The organism is Bacillus sp. LL01 (assembly GCF_001037965.1).
This window is the reverse complement of record NZ_LFEL01000007.1, coordinates 44761-62423: the sequence shown is the minus strand read 5'-3', so window position 1 is coordinate 62423 and position 17663 is coordinate 44761. Positions and strand designations below refer to the sequence as shown.

Here is a 17663-nt window from a genome sequence, read left to right as displayed (position 1 = left end):
CTTGATTTTCCTGGATAGGGAGAATATAATAACCTACATAATCAATTTTAATTTCATAGCTCAAAAAGTATCGATGAGGACATGAGTGTTTTAAAAACGGATGTTAGAGAGGGAAGTCACCGGCTGCAAGCTTCCTATCACGATTAAAGCCCTAACCACCTCTGAACTTCAACAGTGAACCTTGCAGTAGCTGTTGACGGGGAAATCCCTCGTTATCGAATAATGAAGCCGTCTTTTGTGTTTTTTAAAAAAGATGGGAACTTGGGTGGAAACACGGATATTAAACTCGTCCCTTATTTTATATAAGGGGCGGGTTTTTTTATTTTGGTTCTATAAACCATTAGTAATTACTTGGAGTAAAAGGCGAAGACTCCGGCGGGAGATAGCGCTTGGTGGAGACCCCGCAGGCTTGCCGAGGAGGCTCCAGCAGCGCCCCGCGGAAAGCGAAGCCGTTTGCGGAAAGTAATTGCGGCGTTATATGAACCAACAAAAATTTTATAGAAGAGGTGACAGGGATGTCTGAATTAATGAAAATCACATTTCCAGACGGAGCGGTAAAGGAGTTTGAGCGTGGTACGACAACAGAAGATATCGCTGCATCCATTAGCCCCGGTCTGAAAAAGAAAGCAATGGCAGGAAAGCTGAACGGAGAACTTATCGACTTGCGTTCTCCTATTGAAATAGACGGAGAGATCAGCATCATCATGCAGGACTCCGACGAAGCGCTTGAAATCATGCGGCACAGTACAGCCCACTTAATGGCACAAGCAATCAAACGTCTGTATGGCAATGTGAAGCTTGGAATCGGACCTGTAATCGAAAATGGTTTCTACTACGATATCGACATGGAGGAATCATTGACTCCAGAAGATCTTCAGAAAATTGAAAAAGAAATGAAGAAAATCGTCAGCGAAAACCTAGATGTTGCCCGTGTGGAAGTAAGCAGGGAAGAGGCCCTACGCCGATATGAAGAACTGAATGATGAGCTCAAGCTTGAATTAATCCGTGAGTTGCCGGAAGGAGAGACAATCTCCATTTACGAACAGGGAGAATTCTTTGACCTTTGCCGTGGAATCCATGTACCATCCACTGGGAAAATTAAAGAGTTCAAGCTGTTAAGCATCGCGGGTGCATACTGGAGAGGCGATAGCAAAAACAAAATGCTGCAACGTATCTATGGAACTGCCTTTTTCAAAAAAGCAGAACTTGATGAGCATCTTCGCCTCTTAGAAGAAGCAAAAGAGCGGGATCACCGTAAAATCGGGAAAGAGCTAGACCTGTTCTTCAACTCCCAAAAGGTAGGGCAAGGCTTACCGCTTTGGTTGCCGAAGGGTGCTACTATCCGACGTGTAATCGAGCGATATATCGTCGACAAAGAAGTAGAACTTGGCTATGATCACGTGTACACTCCTGTAATGGGAAGCGTGGAGCTATACAAAACTTCCGGTCACTGGGACCACTATCAGGACGGCATGTTCCCTCCGATGGAAATGGATAACGAGCAACTGGTGCTTCGTCCAATGAACTGCCCTCACCATATGATGGTGTACAAAAACAGTATCCATAGTTATCGCCAGCTGCCGGTGCGTATTGCCGAACTTGGCACTATGCACCGGTATGAAATGTCCGGAGCGCTCGCTGGACTTCAGCGAGTACGTGGAATGACTCTGAACGATGCACACATCTTCGTTCGCCCTGATCAAATCAAGGATGAGCTGAAGCGTGTAGTGAATCTTGTTCTTGAAGTATATAAGGATTTCGGTTTGGATGATTATTCCTTCCGTCTATCCTACCGCGACCCGGAAAATAAAGAAAAATACTTTGATGACGATGCAATGTGGGAAAAAGCGCAAAGCATGCTGAAGGAAGCAATGGATGAGCTTGGCCTTGACTACTTCGAAGCAATTGACGAAGCAGCATTCTACGGCCCTAAATTGGACGTTCAAGTTCGTACTGCCCTTGGCAAGGAAGAGACTCTTTCCACTGTACAGCTTGACTTCTTATTACCAGAGAAATTCGACCTGACTTATGTCGGGGAAGACGGCAAGCAGCACCGTCCGGTTGTTATCCACCGCGGTGTCGTATCCACAATGGAACGCTTTGTGGCATTCCTGATCGAAGAGTACAAAGGTGCATTCCCAACTTGGTTGGCGCCTGTACAAGTGCAAGTGATTCCTGTATCGCCTGATGCGCATTTCGATTATGCAAAAGAAGTGCAAGACCTTCTGAAATCTAAAGGAATCCGCGTGGAAATGGACGAAAGAAACGAAAAAATCGGCTACAAGATCCGTGAAGCACAAATGCAGAAGATTCCATACATGATTGTGCTTGGAGACAATGAAATCCAAGATCGCGGAGTAAACGTCCGTAAATACGGCGAACAAAAATCCGAGACAATTTCATTGGAGAAATTTGTAGATGACTTGGTGAAAGAAGCGAAGAGATAAGCTTTTCGTGATAGAGGGGATGGCTTGGCTGAGGATGCCAGGGCATTCCCTTTATTTGTTGTTGCGGTACAAACCGGGGAGTAGTGAAGTTGTTGCTCGTTGTCGGAAATTGATGGGATATGTCGTTTGGCATGTATTTCAGTGGGTTTGGACAGTAAATGGCTCACTTTGGCTTGTATTTTTAAAATTCGGACAGTATTTCCCTTAGAACGGACAGTAAATGGATATTTTCCGACAGTAAGCTAAGTGAAAATGTTTAAACAAACTCTCCCTGTCGACTGAAGTGCAGGGTGGTCGACTCCTCGAAAATGCTAACGCATTTTCTTCGTGCGATGTAATGCTGTCGCAGTGTTCCTTGTCCTGCGGGGGATAACGGTAACTTGAGACCCCGCAACGAAGTGAGGAGGCTCAAGCACCGTCCCGCGGAAAGCGACCAACCGGAACGAAAGGAGACAGGGAGTTAACCCGAACACCCATCTTTTAACCTCAATGAAAAAAACTATTGCACAATCCCATTTAATCTGATATCATTTAAAACGTTGTTTCATTTGATACGAATTCTTGACAATCAATCATCATTAATGATATATTATACAAGGTCAAATTGAATACTTGTTTGAGGACAAGAAGAAGCACCCGCTTCTCACCTGATTGACGCAGATCATGCAGTTGGCAGGTTTTACGAGAAAGATTCTATCTTTTACTTATGTAATCGTAAAGTGTGGGTGTACATGTACATCCACACTTTTTTGTTTGTACAAAAGAGTAAATTGTTCGTCAAACGGTGTTCGGAATAAACCTTGGAGGTGGCTAATTATTAGCAAGGATATGATGGTAAACGATGGCATTCGTGCTCGTGAAGTTCGTCTAATCGGTCAAAATGGAGATCAGCTTGGAATTAAGTCAAAAGTGGAAGCGCTGGAAATTGCAGCTCGTGCAAACCTTGACTTAGTAATGGTTGCGGCTAATGCGAAACCTCCTGTATGCCGAATTATGGACTACGGAAAATTCCGTTTCGAGCAACAGAAGAAAGATAAAGAAGCGCGTAAAAACCAAAAAGTAATCAGCTTAAAGGAAGTTCGTTTAAGCCCTTCAATTGATGAACATGACTTCAACACGAAGCTTCGCAATGCAATAAAATTCCTTGAAAAAGGAGACAAAGTAAAAGCATCGATCCGATTCAAAGGACGTGCGATTACGCATAAAGAGATTGGTCAGCGAGTGCTGGATCGTTTCTCTGCTGCATGTGCAGAAGTATCAACAGTTGAGTCCCATCCAAAAATGGATGGTCGTAGCATGTTCTTAATTTTGGCACCTAAAAACGAAAAGTAATTCATATGAGGAGGAACTCCAATGCCTAAAATGAAAACTCATCGCGGATCAGCGAAAAGATTCAAAAAAACTGGATCTGGTAGCTTAAAGCGTTCTCACGCATACACAAGTCACTTATTCGCTAACAAGTCTCAAAAGCAAAAGCGTAAATTGCGCAAGTCAGCTATGGTCAGCAAAGGTGATTTCAAACGCATCCGTCACATGTTAGACAACTTAAGATAATTTTTTTTAAAATAGGAGGTATTCATAATGCCAAGAGTTAAAGGCGGTACAGTAACACGCCAACGTCGTAAAAAAGTCATTAAATTAGCCAAAGGTTATTACGGTTCTAAACACACTTTATATAAAGTAGCTAACCAACAAGTAATGAAATCCTTAATGTACGCTTATCGCGATCGTCGCCAGAAAAAGCGCGACTTCCGTAAGCTTTGGATCGCTCGTATCAACGCAGCGGCACGCATGAACGGTCTTTCTTACAGCCGTCTAATGCACGGATTAAAAGTAGCTGGTATCGAAGTAAACCGCAAAATGTTAGCTGAGCTAGCAGTTAGCGACGAAAAAGCATTTGCTGAATTTGCAACTGCTGCGAAAAACAGCTTAAATAAATAAATTCTTACACAAAAGAGGCTAACAATTTGGTAGCCTCTTTTGTATTTGATAAAATGAATGAATAGACTGAGTAAGACATAGGTCACTAGTCTGCAAAATAAGTTTGGCACACATTCCAACGCTGGAGGATATGATGGAAGTACTCATCGGTTATTGTATTTTTATTAATATAGTAGGCTTCATTATTATGAAAGTGGATAAACAAAGAGCAATCGAGCATCGATGGAGGGTACCTGAACTTCATCTATGGGGAATTGCGCTGCTTGGTGGCTCTCTCGGTGCATGGATGGGAATGCAGACATACCGTCATAAAACAAAACGTCCGCTTTTCCGTTTGGGGCTGCCTTTTGTCACCTTTTTATATATCGGACTCATCGGGTATTTACTCATCGTCTGAGAAGTTAACATAATTCAGTGTAATTTGAATAAGCTTTACTATTACAACTAGGGGGGGCAAGCCATATGGACGAAAAATTGAACGTACTTTTTGTCGTTGTTGAAAGTCACTGGTGGCTGGCTTCTCTCGGTTTTATTCTTTTTCATGTATTAAGACAAGTCCTATTCATACCGGTTGTCATCATTTGCATCGCAGGTGGGGCATTGTTCGGTGGGATTGTAGGAAGTATCTACTCAATAGTAGGGCTGACGTTATCGAGTTTGTTTTTCTATTTTCTCTATCAACAGTTTCCCGGCATCTTTGGCAAAATATTGAGGATGAAAGAAAGGGTGTTTGGATCCCGAGCAAATTTCTCGGTTGGACAAATCACCGTCATGCGTCTCATTCCATTCATTCACTTTCACCTGCTCTCCCTATGTCTGATTGAAACAACCAAAAGCTTCACCAAATATGCTAAAGCCTCTCTTCTAAGTAATATTCCCCTCGCCATCATCTATACGGTCTTCGGTCAATTTATCAAGGAATTCTCCCCAACTGCAATGGTTGTTGTGCTGGCGGTACTTCTTCTTCTCATGCTCATCATGAGACAAAGGGTTGTCGTCATGAAATGGGAACAGTTCTTCCATAAAGAAAAGCAATACAAAAGAGGTTAACGCCCCGCATGGACGTTAACCTCTTTCTTCTTTAATAAACTCTTTTATCGGACTTTTCCAATCAATGAGGGCATCCGGATATTGCTTCCGGACCTCTTTTTGAATAAATTCAAAATCATGCTTTTTCAACCCTTGAAGTTTTTCCGGATTTTTTGGCCAAATAAAAATGGAGATGACTTCAAATGCCTTGTCCGTGGTGCCTAAATATTTTTCCCCCTCAAACATGACGCCTTTGTAAGTGAGAAGAAAGTTTTTACGTACATTGCTCTTCTGATCTAGCATATAAAAATTCTTTTGTTCATGGGCGATCTCCAACTTCCGCTTTGGATTCAGGAGGTACTTGAAAATGGAATAGATAATAAAAGCAACAAGTGCAAGTAAAGCAAGACGAATGAGAATCATAAACATATATTTGCTACTCCTTCGCAAAATTAAAAGTTTTATTATAAAATACCTAATATACGGGTGTAGGTATTAAAAGGTTTCATTTTTTATAAAAAAAATTTAAAAAAGGCGGTACTTATGAATTTACAGACATTATATGACATGCAAAGAGAGCTAGATGCAAAAATTGAATCACAACATGGATTGCGAAAAGAGAATTTGGTTGAAGAAAAGATATTGGCTTTGCTTGTAGAGCTTGGTGAGTTGGCGAATGAAACAAGATGTTTCAAGTTCTGGAGTGTTAAGCCACCTGCGGAGCGGAGTGTAATCTTGGAAGAGTATGTTGACGGGGTGCACTTCATATTATCACTAGGATTAACGTTCGAATATGGTGGAGAAGTATCAATAGGACTTGCGGAGCCTTCGGAGTCCCTTACCGGACAATTCAACTCGGTGTACAATCTTGTATCTGTGTTCAGAAATGATGTTTCTGAAGAGAATTTTTCCGTATTGTTTGAATCGTACATTGCATTAGGGGAAATGCTCGGTTTTTCCTGGGAAGAAGTAGAGCAAGCCTATTTTGCTAAAAATAAGGTTAATCACGAACGCCAGAAGCAAGGATACTGATTTCGTTAGTTAAGTTTGACCTCAAGTGGGGAAAACAACTAATCCTTTTTACATTAGTAAGACTTTTCTGTATAATAATTCTTGGATTGATATTTGTTAAGGGGGGCGAAATACATGACAAAGTTAGATGAAACTTTGACAATGCTAAAAGATTTGACAGATGCCAAGGGGATTCCCGGCAACGAAAAAGAACCGCGTGACGTAATGAGAAAATACATAACTCCATTTGCTGATGAAGTAATGACAGACGGCCTGGGAAGCTTGATTGCCAAAAAAATCGGAAAAGCGGACGGACCAAAAGTAATGGTAGCCGGACACTTAGATGAAGTAGGCTTCATGATTACCCATATCGATGACCGCGGATTCCTGCGCTTCCAAACAGTAGGCGGCTGGTGGTCCCAAGTAATGCTTGCCCAGCGAGTAACGATTGTAACTTCTAAAGGGGACGTAACTGGAGTAATTGGCTCTAAGCCACCACATATCCTGCCTCCGGAAGCTCGCAAAAAACCGGTAGATATCAAGGACATGTTCATCGACATCGGTGCATCCAGCCGTGAAGAAGCACAGGAGTGGGGAGTCCGCCCTGGCGACCAGGTAGTCCCTTATTTCGAATTCACAGTCATGAACAACGAAAAAATGCTTCTTGCAAAAGCTTGGGATAATCGCATTGGCTGTGCTATCGCCATTGACGTACTTAAGCAATTGAAGGATGCAGATCATCCGAATGTCGTTTACGGAGTGGGAACAGTCCAGGAGGAAGTTGGCCTACGTGGTGCGAAAACCTCCGCCAACATGATCCAGCCTGACATCGGATTCGGTGTGGACGTAGGAATCGCAGGGGATACTCCAGGCGTGACCGAAAAAGAAGCACTAAGCAAAATGGGGAAAGGACCTCAAATCATCCTTTATGATGCATCCATGGTCTCTCACAAAGGATTACGCGATTTTGTAACAGGCGTAGCCGACGAAATGGAAATTCCATATCAGTTCGACTCTGTTGCAGGAGGCGGAACAGATTCCGGTGCCATCCACCTGACAGCTCAAGGTGTACCTGCACTATCCATCACTATTGCAACACGCTACATCCACTCTCACGCAGCAATGTTGCACCGTGACGACTATGAAAATGCGGTGAAATTGATTGCAGAAGTGATCAAGAAGCTGGATGCTGATACTGTAAGCAGATTGACGTTTGATTGATATTTTTTGGAGGGCTCGCCGCTCGCATTATTGCGGGCGGTTGGCTTTTTATTTTCGATTTAGATCTTTGGGTATTTTTGGTCACTGGGGGTCGGTAGGATTAAGGTCAAAAAGTGGTTTGGCATCAACTTGGAGCGTTTTGGCATGAACTCGGGCGATTTTGGCATGAACTCGAAGCATTTCGGCATGAACTCTTCATAAAACGGCACGAACTTTCCGGAAATCTCTGCACAGTGTTGTTATATTATGGTACCATTAACCAGAACAAAATACTTGGAGGGAAAGATGATAATAAAACCACTAGAAAAACCGTTAACTATCAGAAAGTTAGAAGCATTGTTGAGAAGAATTGATAAAAATCATCCAAAAAGGCCGCAAATTGAGCAAGATCTAGCAAAAAGAATGGCAGGGTACAAAGGTGAACTTTCTATGGAGTATCATTTATCGTTTTTGGACGAACGTAAATACTATATCTTTCATGCGTTAAGGCTACAATCATCTACTAATTATTACTTCCAAATGGATGTCCTCCTCTTAACCTCAAAATACTTCCTCATCATTGAAATTAAAAACATCATTGGCCAAGTATCTTTTGAAAATCATTTTGCACAATTTATTCGGACATTAAATGGCATAGAAGAAGGTTTTTATAATCCGCTAGATCAAGTGAAAAAACAGAAACTAAGACTAGATTCGTTTATAGAAAATCATAAAATGAAATGTCCCCCTATAAAGTCCTTTGTTTGTTTTACCAATCCCCAAACAATTATTAGATCAGATTCTAGAGTGAAAGATTCCCACTCTGTCATGCATGCACATAATCTTTTTTCGAAAGTAGAAGAGCTTGAGCTTGAACAACAATTCGATACGCCCGTGTTTACTCAAAAAGAATTACTGAAAATTTCACGGAAATTATTAAAGAAGCATTGTGAAGAAGATATAAACATCCTAGAACGTTATGATTTAAAGCCTGAAGAAATTATAAGAGGAGTACAGTGTCCAGGCTGCTCTATTATTCCAATGAACAGGCAGAGTGGGTCATGGTTTTGTAAATGGTGCAATGTTAAATCTAAAGATACTCATATAACAACTTTGGAAGATTATAAATTACTATTCGGTGAAAAGATCACTCTCCAAGAGTTGTAAGTATTTCTGGAGATACCTTCAGATTCAGTTGCTTCTAAAATTATATACTCTTTAGAATTAACGCATTGTGGTTCAAAGTATAGGAGAACGTACAAACTCAAATAAAAACAGCCCCCACAAAGGAGCTGTCCCATCCAATACTATTTCAACCCATCCTCTAAAGTTGAGAGCATTTCAGCTTTGTCCTGCTCAGAAGAATTCTCCCAAATTACTTCAAACAACACGCCCAAACCTGGAAGCATTTTTTCCTCGCCTTTATTGATGGCATCTAAGATAGTCTCTCTAAGCTGGTCTTGGGAATTACCTTCCACATTTTCACGGATCGCATGACGTAAATTTAAATTCATCCTTATCACCTCGTAGGAAAAATAGTATCAACACATAGGATGTCCAACAGGTGGTTTAATTATGTGTGCAAAATGCGTATAATAGCAGTAATGAGTAGCGGAAAAGGAGAAACAAGCATTGAAACATATAGAATCCATCAAGAACAATAAAGTGAAACAGTGGAAAAAACTGCAGAAAAAGAAAGAACGTGAACAGTCCGGAACGTTTATCATTGAAGGATTTCATCTGGTGGAAGAGGCACTGAAAGTAGACAATCTTGTAGAAGAAATCATCATTTCCGAAGATCGCTCCATCCCGAGCGAATGGGATCTCAACCATGTGGAACTAATTTATGCCGTTCCGAATGTCCTAAAAGAAATCAGTGAAACGGAAACGCCACAGGGAGTGGCAGCGATTTGCCGAATTCCCGAAGAAAACGAACGCACTATCCAACCTAACCAAAAAATTCTTTTACTGGATAATGTTCAAGATCCGGGAAATGTGGGCACGATGATAAGAACAGCGGACGCAGCGGGAATGGACATGGTTATTTTAGGAGAAGGCTGTGCAGATCTATACAGCTCCAAAGTGATCCGTTCCACACAAGGATCGATTTTTCACCTGCCAATAACAAGAGGCGACCTCAAAAGCTACATCAAGCAGTGTAAAGAGCTCCATACACCAGTTTACGGAACTTCTCTTCAAAACGGTGTACCTTACCAGGAAGTCCAATCGTCTGAGGGCTTCGCGCTTATTCTTGGCAATGAAGGAAAAGGAATGGCCCAAGATCACCTCGACATGACAGACCAGAATCTTTATATACCTATCCACGGTCAAAGCGAATCCTTGAATGTCGGCGTTGCAGCAGGTATTTTAATGTATTATTTACGCGGATAGAGTTGCATCCGGCACGTGTTTTCAATATAATATAAAAATAGTTACATACAAAACAAAGCAATGAGAGAGGCAAGTAGCTCATTTCAGACCTTACCAGGGAATAGGTGCCGTAGACTGAAAGCATCTTAAAGGAAGAATGAGTGAACATTTCACCTCTTGAGTGACACTTGGACCAGCAGGCCTAAAGCCATGCTGTAAAGGTGGACCGGTTAGATAGCCGTTATCTGGAATAGAGCGAACAAAGAGTAATTTGTCTTTGTTAACTAGGGTGGTACCGCGAATATCTCGTCCCTTTTTTAGGGGCGAGTTTTTTTGTTTATTAATAGGCACTGTTAAACGCCGCTGTTGATTTCCGCACTGGGCTTCGCTTTCCGAGGGGCGGTGCTTGAGCCTACTCACTCCGTTGCGGGGTCTCAAGTCTACCGCTACCTCCCTCCGGAGTCTTCGCCCTGTGCTCCAATCAACAGCTGGAAATTTCAACAACCGTACTCAATAATGAACCAAGGAGGAATAGATGTGGAACAGCGATTAAAGGAATTAGAAACACTTGCCATCGAGCAGGTAGAACAAGCGCAAGACTTAAAGCAACTAAATGAAGTCCGTGTAGCGTACCTTGGAAAAAAAGGTCCCATCACGGAAATTTTGAAAGGAATGGGAAAGCTTTCAGCAGAAGACCGTCCGAAAATGGGAGCACTAGCTAACGTTGTGCGTGGAAATGTTGCCGAGAAAATTGAAGCAAAGCAAGCTGAAATGGAAAAGGCGGAAGTAGCGAAGAAGCTTGCATCTGAAACGATCGATGTAACTTTACCTGGCCGTCCGGCACCAACAGGAAACCCACACCCATTAACAAAGGTTATTGAAGAAATCGAAGACCTGTTCCTAGGGATGGGTTACACCATCACAGAAGGACCGGAAGTGGAAACGGACTACTACAACTTCGAAGCATTAAACTTGCCGAAGGATCACCCAGCCCGTGATATGCAGGATTCTTTCTATATTACAGATGAGGTACTTCTAAGAACACAAACTTCCCCTGTGCAAGCAAGAACGATGGAAGCGAACAAGGAAAAAGGACCAATCAAGATCATCTGTCCTGGTAAAGTGTACCGCCGTGATGATGACGATGCGACTCACTCCCACCAGTTCACACAGATTGAAGGACTTGTTATTGACGAGAACATCAGCATGAGTGACCTTAAGGGGACGCTTGAAACTTTTGCAAAGAAGATGTTCGGTGAAGATCGTGAAATCCGTCTGCGTCCTAGCTTCTTCCCGTTTACAGAGCCGTCTGTTGAGATTGACGTGACGTGTGCGAAGTGTGGAGGCAAAGGCTGTAGCATGTGTAAGGGAACTGGCTGGATTGAAATTCTTGGTGCAGGTATGGTACATCCACGCGTGCTTGAAATGTCCGGTTATGATCCGAAAAAATATCAAGGATTTGCTTTTGGAATGGGCCCTGAGCGTATTGCGATGCTTCGTTACGGTATCGACGACATCCGCCATTTCTACACGAACGATCAACGTTTCGTGAAGCAATTCAATCGAGTTTAAGAGGAGGGGAAACCATGTTTGTTTCTTACAATTGGTTAAAAGATTACGTAAATATAGATGATATTTCCGCAGAAGATTTAGCGGAAAAGATTACAAGAAGCGGAATTGAAGTAGAAGGCGTGGAAGTACTGAACGACGGTATCAAAGGTGTCGTAGTCGGTCATGTCTTAGAAAAAGAACAACATCCAAATGCGGATAAATTGAACAAATGCCAGGTGGACCTTGGAAACGGAGAGACTGTACAAATTGTCTGCGGTGCTAAGAATGTAGACAAAGGCCAGAAAGTGGCAGTTGCAACAGTCGGAGCAGTACTTCCTGGTAATTTTAAAATAAAGCGCGCGAAACTTCGTGGCGAAGAATCTAACGGAATGATTTGCTCCCTGCAGGAACTTGGAATCAACTCTAAGCTTGTTGCTAAGGAATTCTCAGAAGGGATCTTCGTGTTCCCAAATGAAGTTGAAGTCGGTGCAGATGCACTGGAATACTTAAACCGCACAGACAAAGTGATGGAGCTCGGTCTTACACCAAACCGTTCTGACGCACTAAGCATGCTAGGTGTGGCATATGAAGTAGGAGCAATCCTTGGCCGTGAAGTAAATTGGCCATCAACGGAATATGTTGCCAACAATGAGGAAGCTTCTGCTTATATTTCAGTCAATGTGGATGCATCTGAAGATAACCCGTTATATGTGGCTAAAGTAGTGAAAAACGTGAAAATCGGTCCTGCTCCGCTTTGGATGCAAGCTCGTCTGATGGCAGCGGGAATCCGGCCACACAACAACGTAGTCGACATTACGAACTACATTTTATTAGAATATGGTCAGCCATTGCATGCGTTCGACTATGATCGTCTTGGCAACAAGGAAATTCTTGTACGCCGTGCCCGTCAGGATGAGAAAATCACCACTCTTGACGATGCGGAACGTACGTTAACAGAAGACCATCTTGTTATCACAAATGGATCAGAGCCTGTCGCACTAGCTGGTGTAATGGGTGGAGCGAATTCAGAGGTTCAATCTGACACAACGACTATCTTGCTTGAGTCCGCATACTTCAACGGAGTGACTGTCAGAAAAGCTTCTAAAGACCACGGTCTGCGTAGTGAAGCAAGTGCCCGCTATGAAAAAGGAATTGACCCGAACCGGACACGTGAAGCTGCAGAAAGAGCTGTTGCCCTTATGGCAGAGTATGCTGGCGGTGAAGTGGTTGGCGGATCTGTGGAAGTTAACACATTGAAAGTAGAACCTGCAGTTGTGACTACTACTATAGAAAAAATAAATGCTGTTTTAGGAACTTCCATCACTGCTGCGGAAGTGAAGGAGATTTTTACGAAGCTTAAATTTGAGGTAACGGAAGACAACGGAAGCTTTACGGTAACGGTTCCTACTCGTCGTGGGGACATCACGATTGAAGAGGATCTTGTAGAGGAAGTTGCTCGTCTTTACGGTTACGGCAATATTCCAACGACATTGCCTGTAAGTGCTGCGACACCTGGTGTGTTGACACCTTATCAAGCGAAGCGTCGTAAAGTCCGCCGCTATATGGAAGGTGCTGGACTGATCCAGAACATCACATACTCTTTGACAAGTGATGAGCGTGCAAAGCAATTCGCCCTTGAGGATGGAAAGGCAATTCGCCTTTCAATGCCGATGAGTGAAGAAAGAAGCACGTTGCGTCTAAGCCTAGTGCCACATCTTCTAGAAGCTCTACAGCACAATATAGCTCGTTCCTCGCAAGCGAACGCTGTATATGAAATTGGTTCTGTATTCATCGGAAAAGACGAAGCTGTATTGCCGGAAGAAAAAGAGCGCCTCGCTGGTGCGTTAACAGGATTATGGCAGCAGCACCCGTGGCAGGGTGAGAAAAAAGCGGTTGATTTCTTTGTTGCAAAAGGAATCTTAGAAGGCGTGTTCACTATGCTTGGAGTGAGTGAATCTATTACTTACAACCGTTCAGAAAAAGACGGGTTACATCCAGGACGTACAGCAGAAATCTTACTGAACGGTGAGAGCATCGGTTTCATCGGCCAGCTTCATCCAGAAAAATTAAATGAGCTAGACTTACCTGAAACATACGTGTTCGAGCTTTCCTTAACAGCGTTACTTGGAGAGAACATTGGAGAAATCCAATACGAAGCTATCCCACGCTTCCCATCCATCAGCCGTGATATCGCGCTTGTAGTGGATCGTGAAACTCCGGCAGGCGAACTAGAAGCAGTCATCAAGACGACAGGTGGTTCCCTATTAAAAGAAGTAAAGGTATTCGACGTGTACGAAGGTGACAAAATCGACTCATCCAAAAAATCAGTCGCTTTTGCATTACGTTACTACCATCCCGAACACACACTAACAGATGAAGAAGTAACAAAAGTCCACACAAAAGTGCTTCAAGCAGTCGAAGAAAAATTCGAAGCCGTATTGAGAAGCTAATATAAATGAAAAAGGGATTCCTACTGGGATCCCTTTTTTTGTAATCTATTTAAAAATGCAAAGACTAGTTGATTGGAGTGGAAGGCGCGCAGACGCCCACGGGAGAAAGGGACAGGTGAGACCCCGCAACGGAGTGAGGAGGCTCACGGACCGCCCGCAGGCAAGCGAAGCGCCTGTAACGAAGATCAACCGCTAAATGCAAATACAAATCTTAACTCAATCTCTATTTCATTCTAAAAATAGGTATTTGGAAGGAATTATAAGAACATGTGTTCTGTTTTTCTGATAGAATGTTATAATAGAGTGGACAGTATAATAGGAACGGGTGGTGCGGTGAAATCCCTGTGGAGAACGGGGGTGACCGTATGAGCGAGGTGCAGCTTTTCTTGACATCAGGACTATTCCTCTTTGCGTTGGTGAATCTAGTAATTGTGTTAATAAAAGAAATGACAAAAAAATAACCCACCCGTGACTTCTAATTCGCTGTTAGGCAGTCGGGTGAGTTACTTATTACGTTCGACTCCACAGTAGCCGTGCTTCTGCGGAACTTATTCTGTCAAGAGTCAAAGTGCGTCCAACACTTTGGCTTCTTCAATCATGTGTATACACAAATTATAGCACAAGACCTGCTTCTGTAAACGAACTTTCGACTGGTAATGTTATCTTACCAATTTTTTTGCCTTCAGTGTGTTCGCAAAATGGACTTTCGCCACTTTGTTCAGGAAAGCTTCTCCGTGCTTTTCAATCACCCTTGCAGCTGCAGAATCCACTTTAGAACCTGCCCCTTTTGGAATCGTTATGCCGGCAAGCACACTCAGTTTATCCATCTCCTTCAGGAAGGAATACCTCGCGATAATCGATGCTGCTGCCACTGATAGATGCAAGCCTTCCGCTTTCGTGTGAAAATAAACATTTTCACGCACAATATTTTTTTGCTGTGCCACATGGCGGTAGTAGACACCCGACTCGGCAAACTGATCAATCAATATGGCATCAGGCTTCTCAGGTGCTATTTTATCCAATACATGCTGCAACGCTTTATTATGAAGCAAAGCCTTGATTTTCCCCTGAGTCATTCCACTCTGCTGTAGTTCATTATATTTCTCGTTATGTAAAACTAAAAGGCTATACGGGATATGTGGTAATATCGCTTTTGCAATCCTGACAATCTTTTCATCATTCAATGCCTTCGAATCCTGGACACCAAATTCTTTCAATTTTGCCATATGTTCCTTTTTTACATAGGCCGCGCAAACCGTAATCGGACCAAAATAATCTCCTGTTCCCACCTCATCCGAGCCAATAACGGAGAGGGAGACAAAGCCTGCAGGTAAGGAGGATTTCACTTTCGTTCCCGCCGAAGAAACTGTTGTTGCTTTCTTTCCGGACTTTGCAGGTGCATCTGTTGCCCCAAACCCCTTCCATATGTTAGCTTCCTCTTCAGCCCCTTTACCTTGGAACAATACCTTTCCGGATTTATAGGCCGTAATATTGCACTTTGGTGATTTGGCCACAAATACTGCCCCGGTTGGCAGTTTGTCGATTTGATATTTTTCATAAAAGCTTTTGATTTTGCTTAAAATACTTCCTGACACCTGAATGACTTGATATGACAATTAATTCACTCCTACTACAAATTTTTACATTTTTCCATGTTTCTTTTCCACTTTAGAATGTTTCGTGGTATTATAAAGATTAGGATTTTAATGAATGGGGGCATACACGTTGTCAGAGCATAAAACTCGCACAACTGTCGACATATATGGACAGCAATATTCAATTGTTGGTACGGAAAGTATAAGTCACATACGACTTGTTGCTTCCATTGTCGATGAAAAAATGAGAGAAATCAATGGTAAAAATTCAAACCTGGACATCAGTAAACTGGCAGTCCTCACTGCGGTTAACGTTGTACATGATTATATCAAATTAAAAGATGAATACGATATGCTCGAGAAAGAATTAAAGAAAAAGGGTTGAGTACGATGTTAGACTTAATTATTATTTTTCTATTTATTATGGGATTGATTGTAGGGATTCGTCGAGGGTTCATCATGCAAATCGTCCATTTATCCGGATTCATTGCCGCCTTTGTAGTGGCATATATGTTTTATGCGGATCTTGCGCCAAAATTGAAACTATGGGTACCGATGCCGAGTTTCGGGAATGCGGAAGCTTCGATGTTTTTTGAAACGATCAGTCTGGATACCGCTTATTACAGAGCAATTGCCTTTGCAATTTTGTTCTTCAGTACAAGAATTGCCGCCCAAATCATTGGTTCCATGTTGGATTTCCTTTCCCATCTGCCGATATTGAAGCAGGTGAACAGCTGGGCTGGTGCTGTTCTTGGATTCGTGGAAGTTTATCTGATTGTTTTTATCTTCCTATATATCGGTGCATTGGTACCTTTGGATATGGTTCAGACATCAATCAGCGATTCATCCATGGCAAAGGGAATTGTAGAAAATACTCCGATATTCTCTGAGAAATTGCAGGAACTATGGACAGGGTATATAGCAAGCAGGTAGGAAACAACATAGGAAAGCAGCAGACGGAAATTGGTGTCTGCTGCTTCTTTAATTACGAAATAATTAAACGAGCTTATGTCCACAGTTAGCACAAAAGTTTCCGCCTGCGGTTTTCGTTCCGCAATTTGGGCAAAAGTTCGGTTTGTTTTCCGCTGCTGGTTGCCCTTCAGAAACAGGGGGTGCAAGGGGAGTCTTTGCCTGAGCTGGAGTCTGAGGCTCGCTTTGGTCATTGTTCTGATTTTGCTGGTTCATTTGATTCATCATCTGATTTGCCATGTTCATGCCCATCATCATGCCTGCCATGTCGGACGCCGCTCCACTGCCATTCATCTTACCGGATGACATACCATCAACCATGGATAGGCGCTGGTATTTATCCACATCCCCAACCATGCCGTGCGATGCAGTCTTGGAAATCATATCCTGAATCTCTTTTGGATAATTGAAGCTCATGACATGGAAGCCTGTAATGGTTATGCCGTTATCAATGATCTGCATATCCAAATCTTCTTTGATGCCTTTTGATATTTCAAAAGAGTTGGACTGGAGATTGAACATATCTTTGCCTTCCCGGGTAATCCATTTCATCAGTAGCTGATCGAGAACAGAGGTGATACGGATTCTGACATCCTCTACTAGATAGCGCTCCCTGACTCCAGCTATTTTATCGATCAAGGCGATATAATCATCGACCTTGAAATTAAATGTTCCATTTGCTCGGATGGGCATTCCACCAGGTAGACCAGGTGCGGGGATGTTAATGGCATTTCTGGTACCCCATTTTACGGTAAATTCCTTCGTATTGACAAAAAGAACCTCTACGCGCATGCCACTATTGAATCCGAAACGGAAACCTTTCAGAGTAGATAGAAATGGAATGATCTGTGATTCAACATCATAGGTTCCTTCATCACGAAATACCCCTTCTATTTTTCCGTTGTTAAAGAAAATGGCATCTTGACCAGGACGAATGATCAGCTTGCTTCCCTTTTTGATTTCGTTGTTGTTCCATTTATAGAAGATCATGTCTTCTCTGAATTCTTGCCATTCGATGACATTTGCAAATTGATTTCTGAAAAACGACATTTTTCATCAGCTCCTTATTTATTAAAGTTCCTCTTGGCTGCCGCTGTTGA

At 42.6% G+C, this 17663-nt stretch carries 18 protein-coding genes and 1 other annotated feature; of the genes, 14 read left to right on the top strand and 4 right to left on the bottom strand.

Going from position 1 to position 17663, the window contains the following annotated elements; all coding sequences use genetic code 11:
* Window positions 1–515: 515 nt before the first annotated feature.
* From thrS to AB685_RS18485, 6 genes are all read left to right on the top strand, one after another.
* Complete coding sequence (gene thrS / locus AB685_RS18510; RefSeq protein WP_047972095.1) at window positions 516–2447, top strand: threonine--tRNA ligase; 1932 nt, start codon at window positions 516–518, stop codon at window positions 2445–2447.
* A 618-nt stretch (window positions 2448–3065) separates the two neighbouring features.
* Window positions 3066–3204, top strand: a sequence feature (ribosomal protein L20 leader region).
* A 56-nt stretch (window positions 3205–3260) separates the two neighbouring features.
* Window positions 3261–3779, top strand: a complete 519-nt coding sequence (gene infC, locus AB685_RS18505) for a translation initiation factor IF-3 (RefSeq protein WP_082153704.1) — start codon at window positions 3261–3263, stop codon at window positions 3777–3779.
* 21 nt (window positions 3780–3800) lie between these two features.
* Entirely contained in the window at window positions 3801–4001 is a 201-nt protein-coding gene (gene rpmI / locus AB685_RS18500) for a 50S ribosomal protein L35 (RefSeq protein WP_010195692.1), read from the top strand.
* 27 nt (window positions 4002–4028) lie between these two features.
* Complete coding sequence (gene rplT, locus AB685_RS18495) at window positions 4029–4388, top strand: 50S ribosomal protein L20 (protein ID WP_047972093.1); 360 nt, start codon at window positions 4029–4031, stop codon at window positions 4386–4388.
* A 130-nt stretch (window positions 4389–4518) separates the two neighbouring features.
* The gene (locus tag AB685_RS18490; protein WP_047972092.1) at window positions 4519–4785 is read left to right on the top strand and encodes a DUF1294 domain-containing protein; all 267 of its coding nucleotides are present in this window, start codon (window positions 4519–4521) and stop codon (window positions 4783–4785) included.
* Between the two features lie 65 nt (window positions 4786–4850).
* Complete coding sequence (locus AB685_RS18485; RefSeq protein WP_047972091.1) at window positions 4851–5438, top strand: VTT domain-containing protein; 588 nt, start codon at window positions 4851–4853, stop codon at window positions 5436–5438.
* Window positions 5439–5453: 15 nt separating this feature from the next.
* Here the strand turns inward: AB685_RS18485 and AB685_RS18480 are convergent, their stop codons facing one another.
* Window positions 5454–5846 (bottom strand): hypothetical protein, encoded by a 393-nt coding sequence (locus AB685_RS18480; protein ID WP_047972090.1) that lies wholly within the window; start codon window positions 5844–5846, stop codon window positions 5454–5456.
* A 114-nt stretch (window positions 5847–5960) separates the two neighbouring features.
* Between AB685_RS18480 and AB685_RS18475 the strand changes: the two genes are divergently transcribed.
* The 3 genes from AB685_RS18475 (at window position 5961) to AB685_RS18465 (ending at window position 8795) form a co-directional block, all read left to right on the top strand.
* On the top strand, window positions 5961–6449 hold the full coding sequence (locus AB685_RS18475) for a dUTP diphosphatase (RefSeq protein ID WP_047972089.1): 489 nt from the start codon (window positions 5961–5963) through the stop codon (window positions 6447–6449).
* Window positions 6450–6563: 114 nt separating this feature from the next.
* Complete coding sequence (locus AB685_RS18470; protein ID WP_047972088.1) at window positions 6564–7649, top strand: M42 family metallopeptidase; 1086 nt, start codon at window positions 6564–6566, stop codon at window positions 7647–7649.
* A gap of 285 nt (window positions 7650–7934) precedes the next feature.
* The gene (locus AB685_RS18465; RefSeq protein WP_053073881.1) at window positions 7935–8795 is read left to right on the top strand and encodes a nuclease-related domain-containing protein; all 861 of its coding nucleotides are present in this window, start codon (window positions 7935–7937) and stop codon (window positions 8793–8795) included.
* Between the two features lie 140 nt (window positions 8796–8935).
* Here the strand turns inward: AB685_RS18465 and sspI are convergent, their stop codons facing one another.
* A complete protein-coding gene (gene sspI, locus AB685_RS18460) occupies window positions 8936–9142 on the bottom strand; it encodes a small acid-soluble spore protein SspI (protein WP_047972087.1) in 207 nt (68 codons plus the stop codon).
* A gap of 118 nt (window positions 9143–9260) precedes the next feature.
* Here sspI and AB685_RS18455 point away from each other — a divergent pair, with 118 nt between their 5' ends.
* The 3 genes from AB685_RS18455 to pheT all read left to right on the top strand — a co-directional run bounded on the left by AB685_RS18455 (window position 9261) and on the right by pheT (window position 13999).
* Window positions 9261–10019: an RNA methyltransferase gene (locus AB685_RS18455; RefSeq protein ID WP_047972086.1), complete on the top strand. Its 759-nt coding sequence runs from the start codon at window positions 9261–9263 to the stop codon at window positions 10017–10019.
* Window positions 10020–10535: 516 nt separating this feature from the next.
* Window positions 10536–11570 carry a phenylalanine--tRNA ligase subunit alpha gene (gene pheS / locus AB685_RS18450; protein WP_047972085.1) on the top strand — a complete coding sequence of 345 codons (1035 nt, stop codon included), beginning with the start codon at window positions 10536–10538 and terminating at the stop codon, window positions 11568–11570.
* 14 nt (window positions 11571–11584) lie between these two features.
* Window positions 11585–13999, top strand: coding sequence for a phenylalanine--tRNA ligase subunit beta (gene pheT / locus AB685_RS18445; protein ID WP_047972084.1), 2415 nt, complete (start codon window positions 11585–11587; stop codon window positions 13997–13999).
* 659 nt (window positions 14000–14658) lie between these two features.
* Here the strand turns inward: pheT and rnhC are convergent.
* On the bottom strand, window positions 14659–15615 hold the full coding sequence (gene rnhC, locus AB685_RS18440; RefSeq protein ID WP_047972083.1) for a ribonuclease HIII: 957 nt from the start codon (window positions 15613–15615) through the stop codon (window positions 14659–14661).
* A gap of 94 nt (window positions 15616–15709) precedes the next feature.
* Between rnhC and zapA the strand changes: the two genes are divergently transcribed.
* Both zapA and AB685_RS18430 read left to right on the top strand, forming a co-directional pair.
* Window positions 15710–15979: a cell division protein ZapA gene (gene zapA, locus AB685_RS18435; protein ID WP_047972082.1), complete on the top strand. Its 270-nt coding sequence runs from the start codon at window positions 15710–15712 to the stop codon at window positions 15977–15979.
* Between the two features lie 5 nt (window positions 15980–15984).
* Complete coding sequence (locus tag AB685_RS18430; protein WP_047972081.1) at window positions 15985–16527, top strand: CvpA family protein; 543 nt, start codon at window positions 15985–15987, stop codon at window positions 16525–16527.
* A gap of 63 nt (window positions 16528–16590) precedes the next feature.
* On the opposite strand, the gene AB685_RS18425 is transcribed toward AB685_RS18430, so the two are convergent.
* The gene (locus AB685_RS18425) at window positions 16591–17613 is read right to left on the bottom strand and encodes an SPFH domain-containing protein (protein WP_047972080.1); all 1023 of its coding nucleotides are present in this window, start codon (window positions 17611–17613) and stop codon (window positions 16591–16593) included.
* Window positions 17614–17663 lie beyond the last annotated feature (50 nt).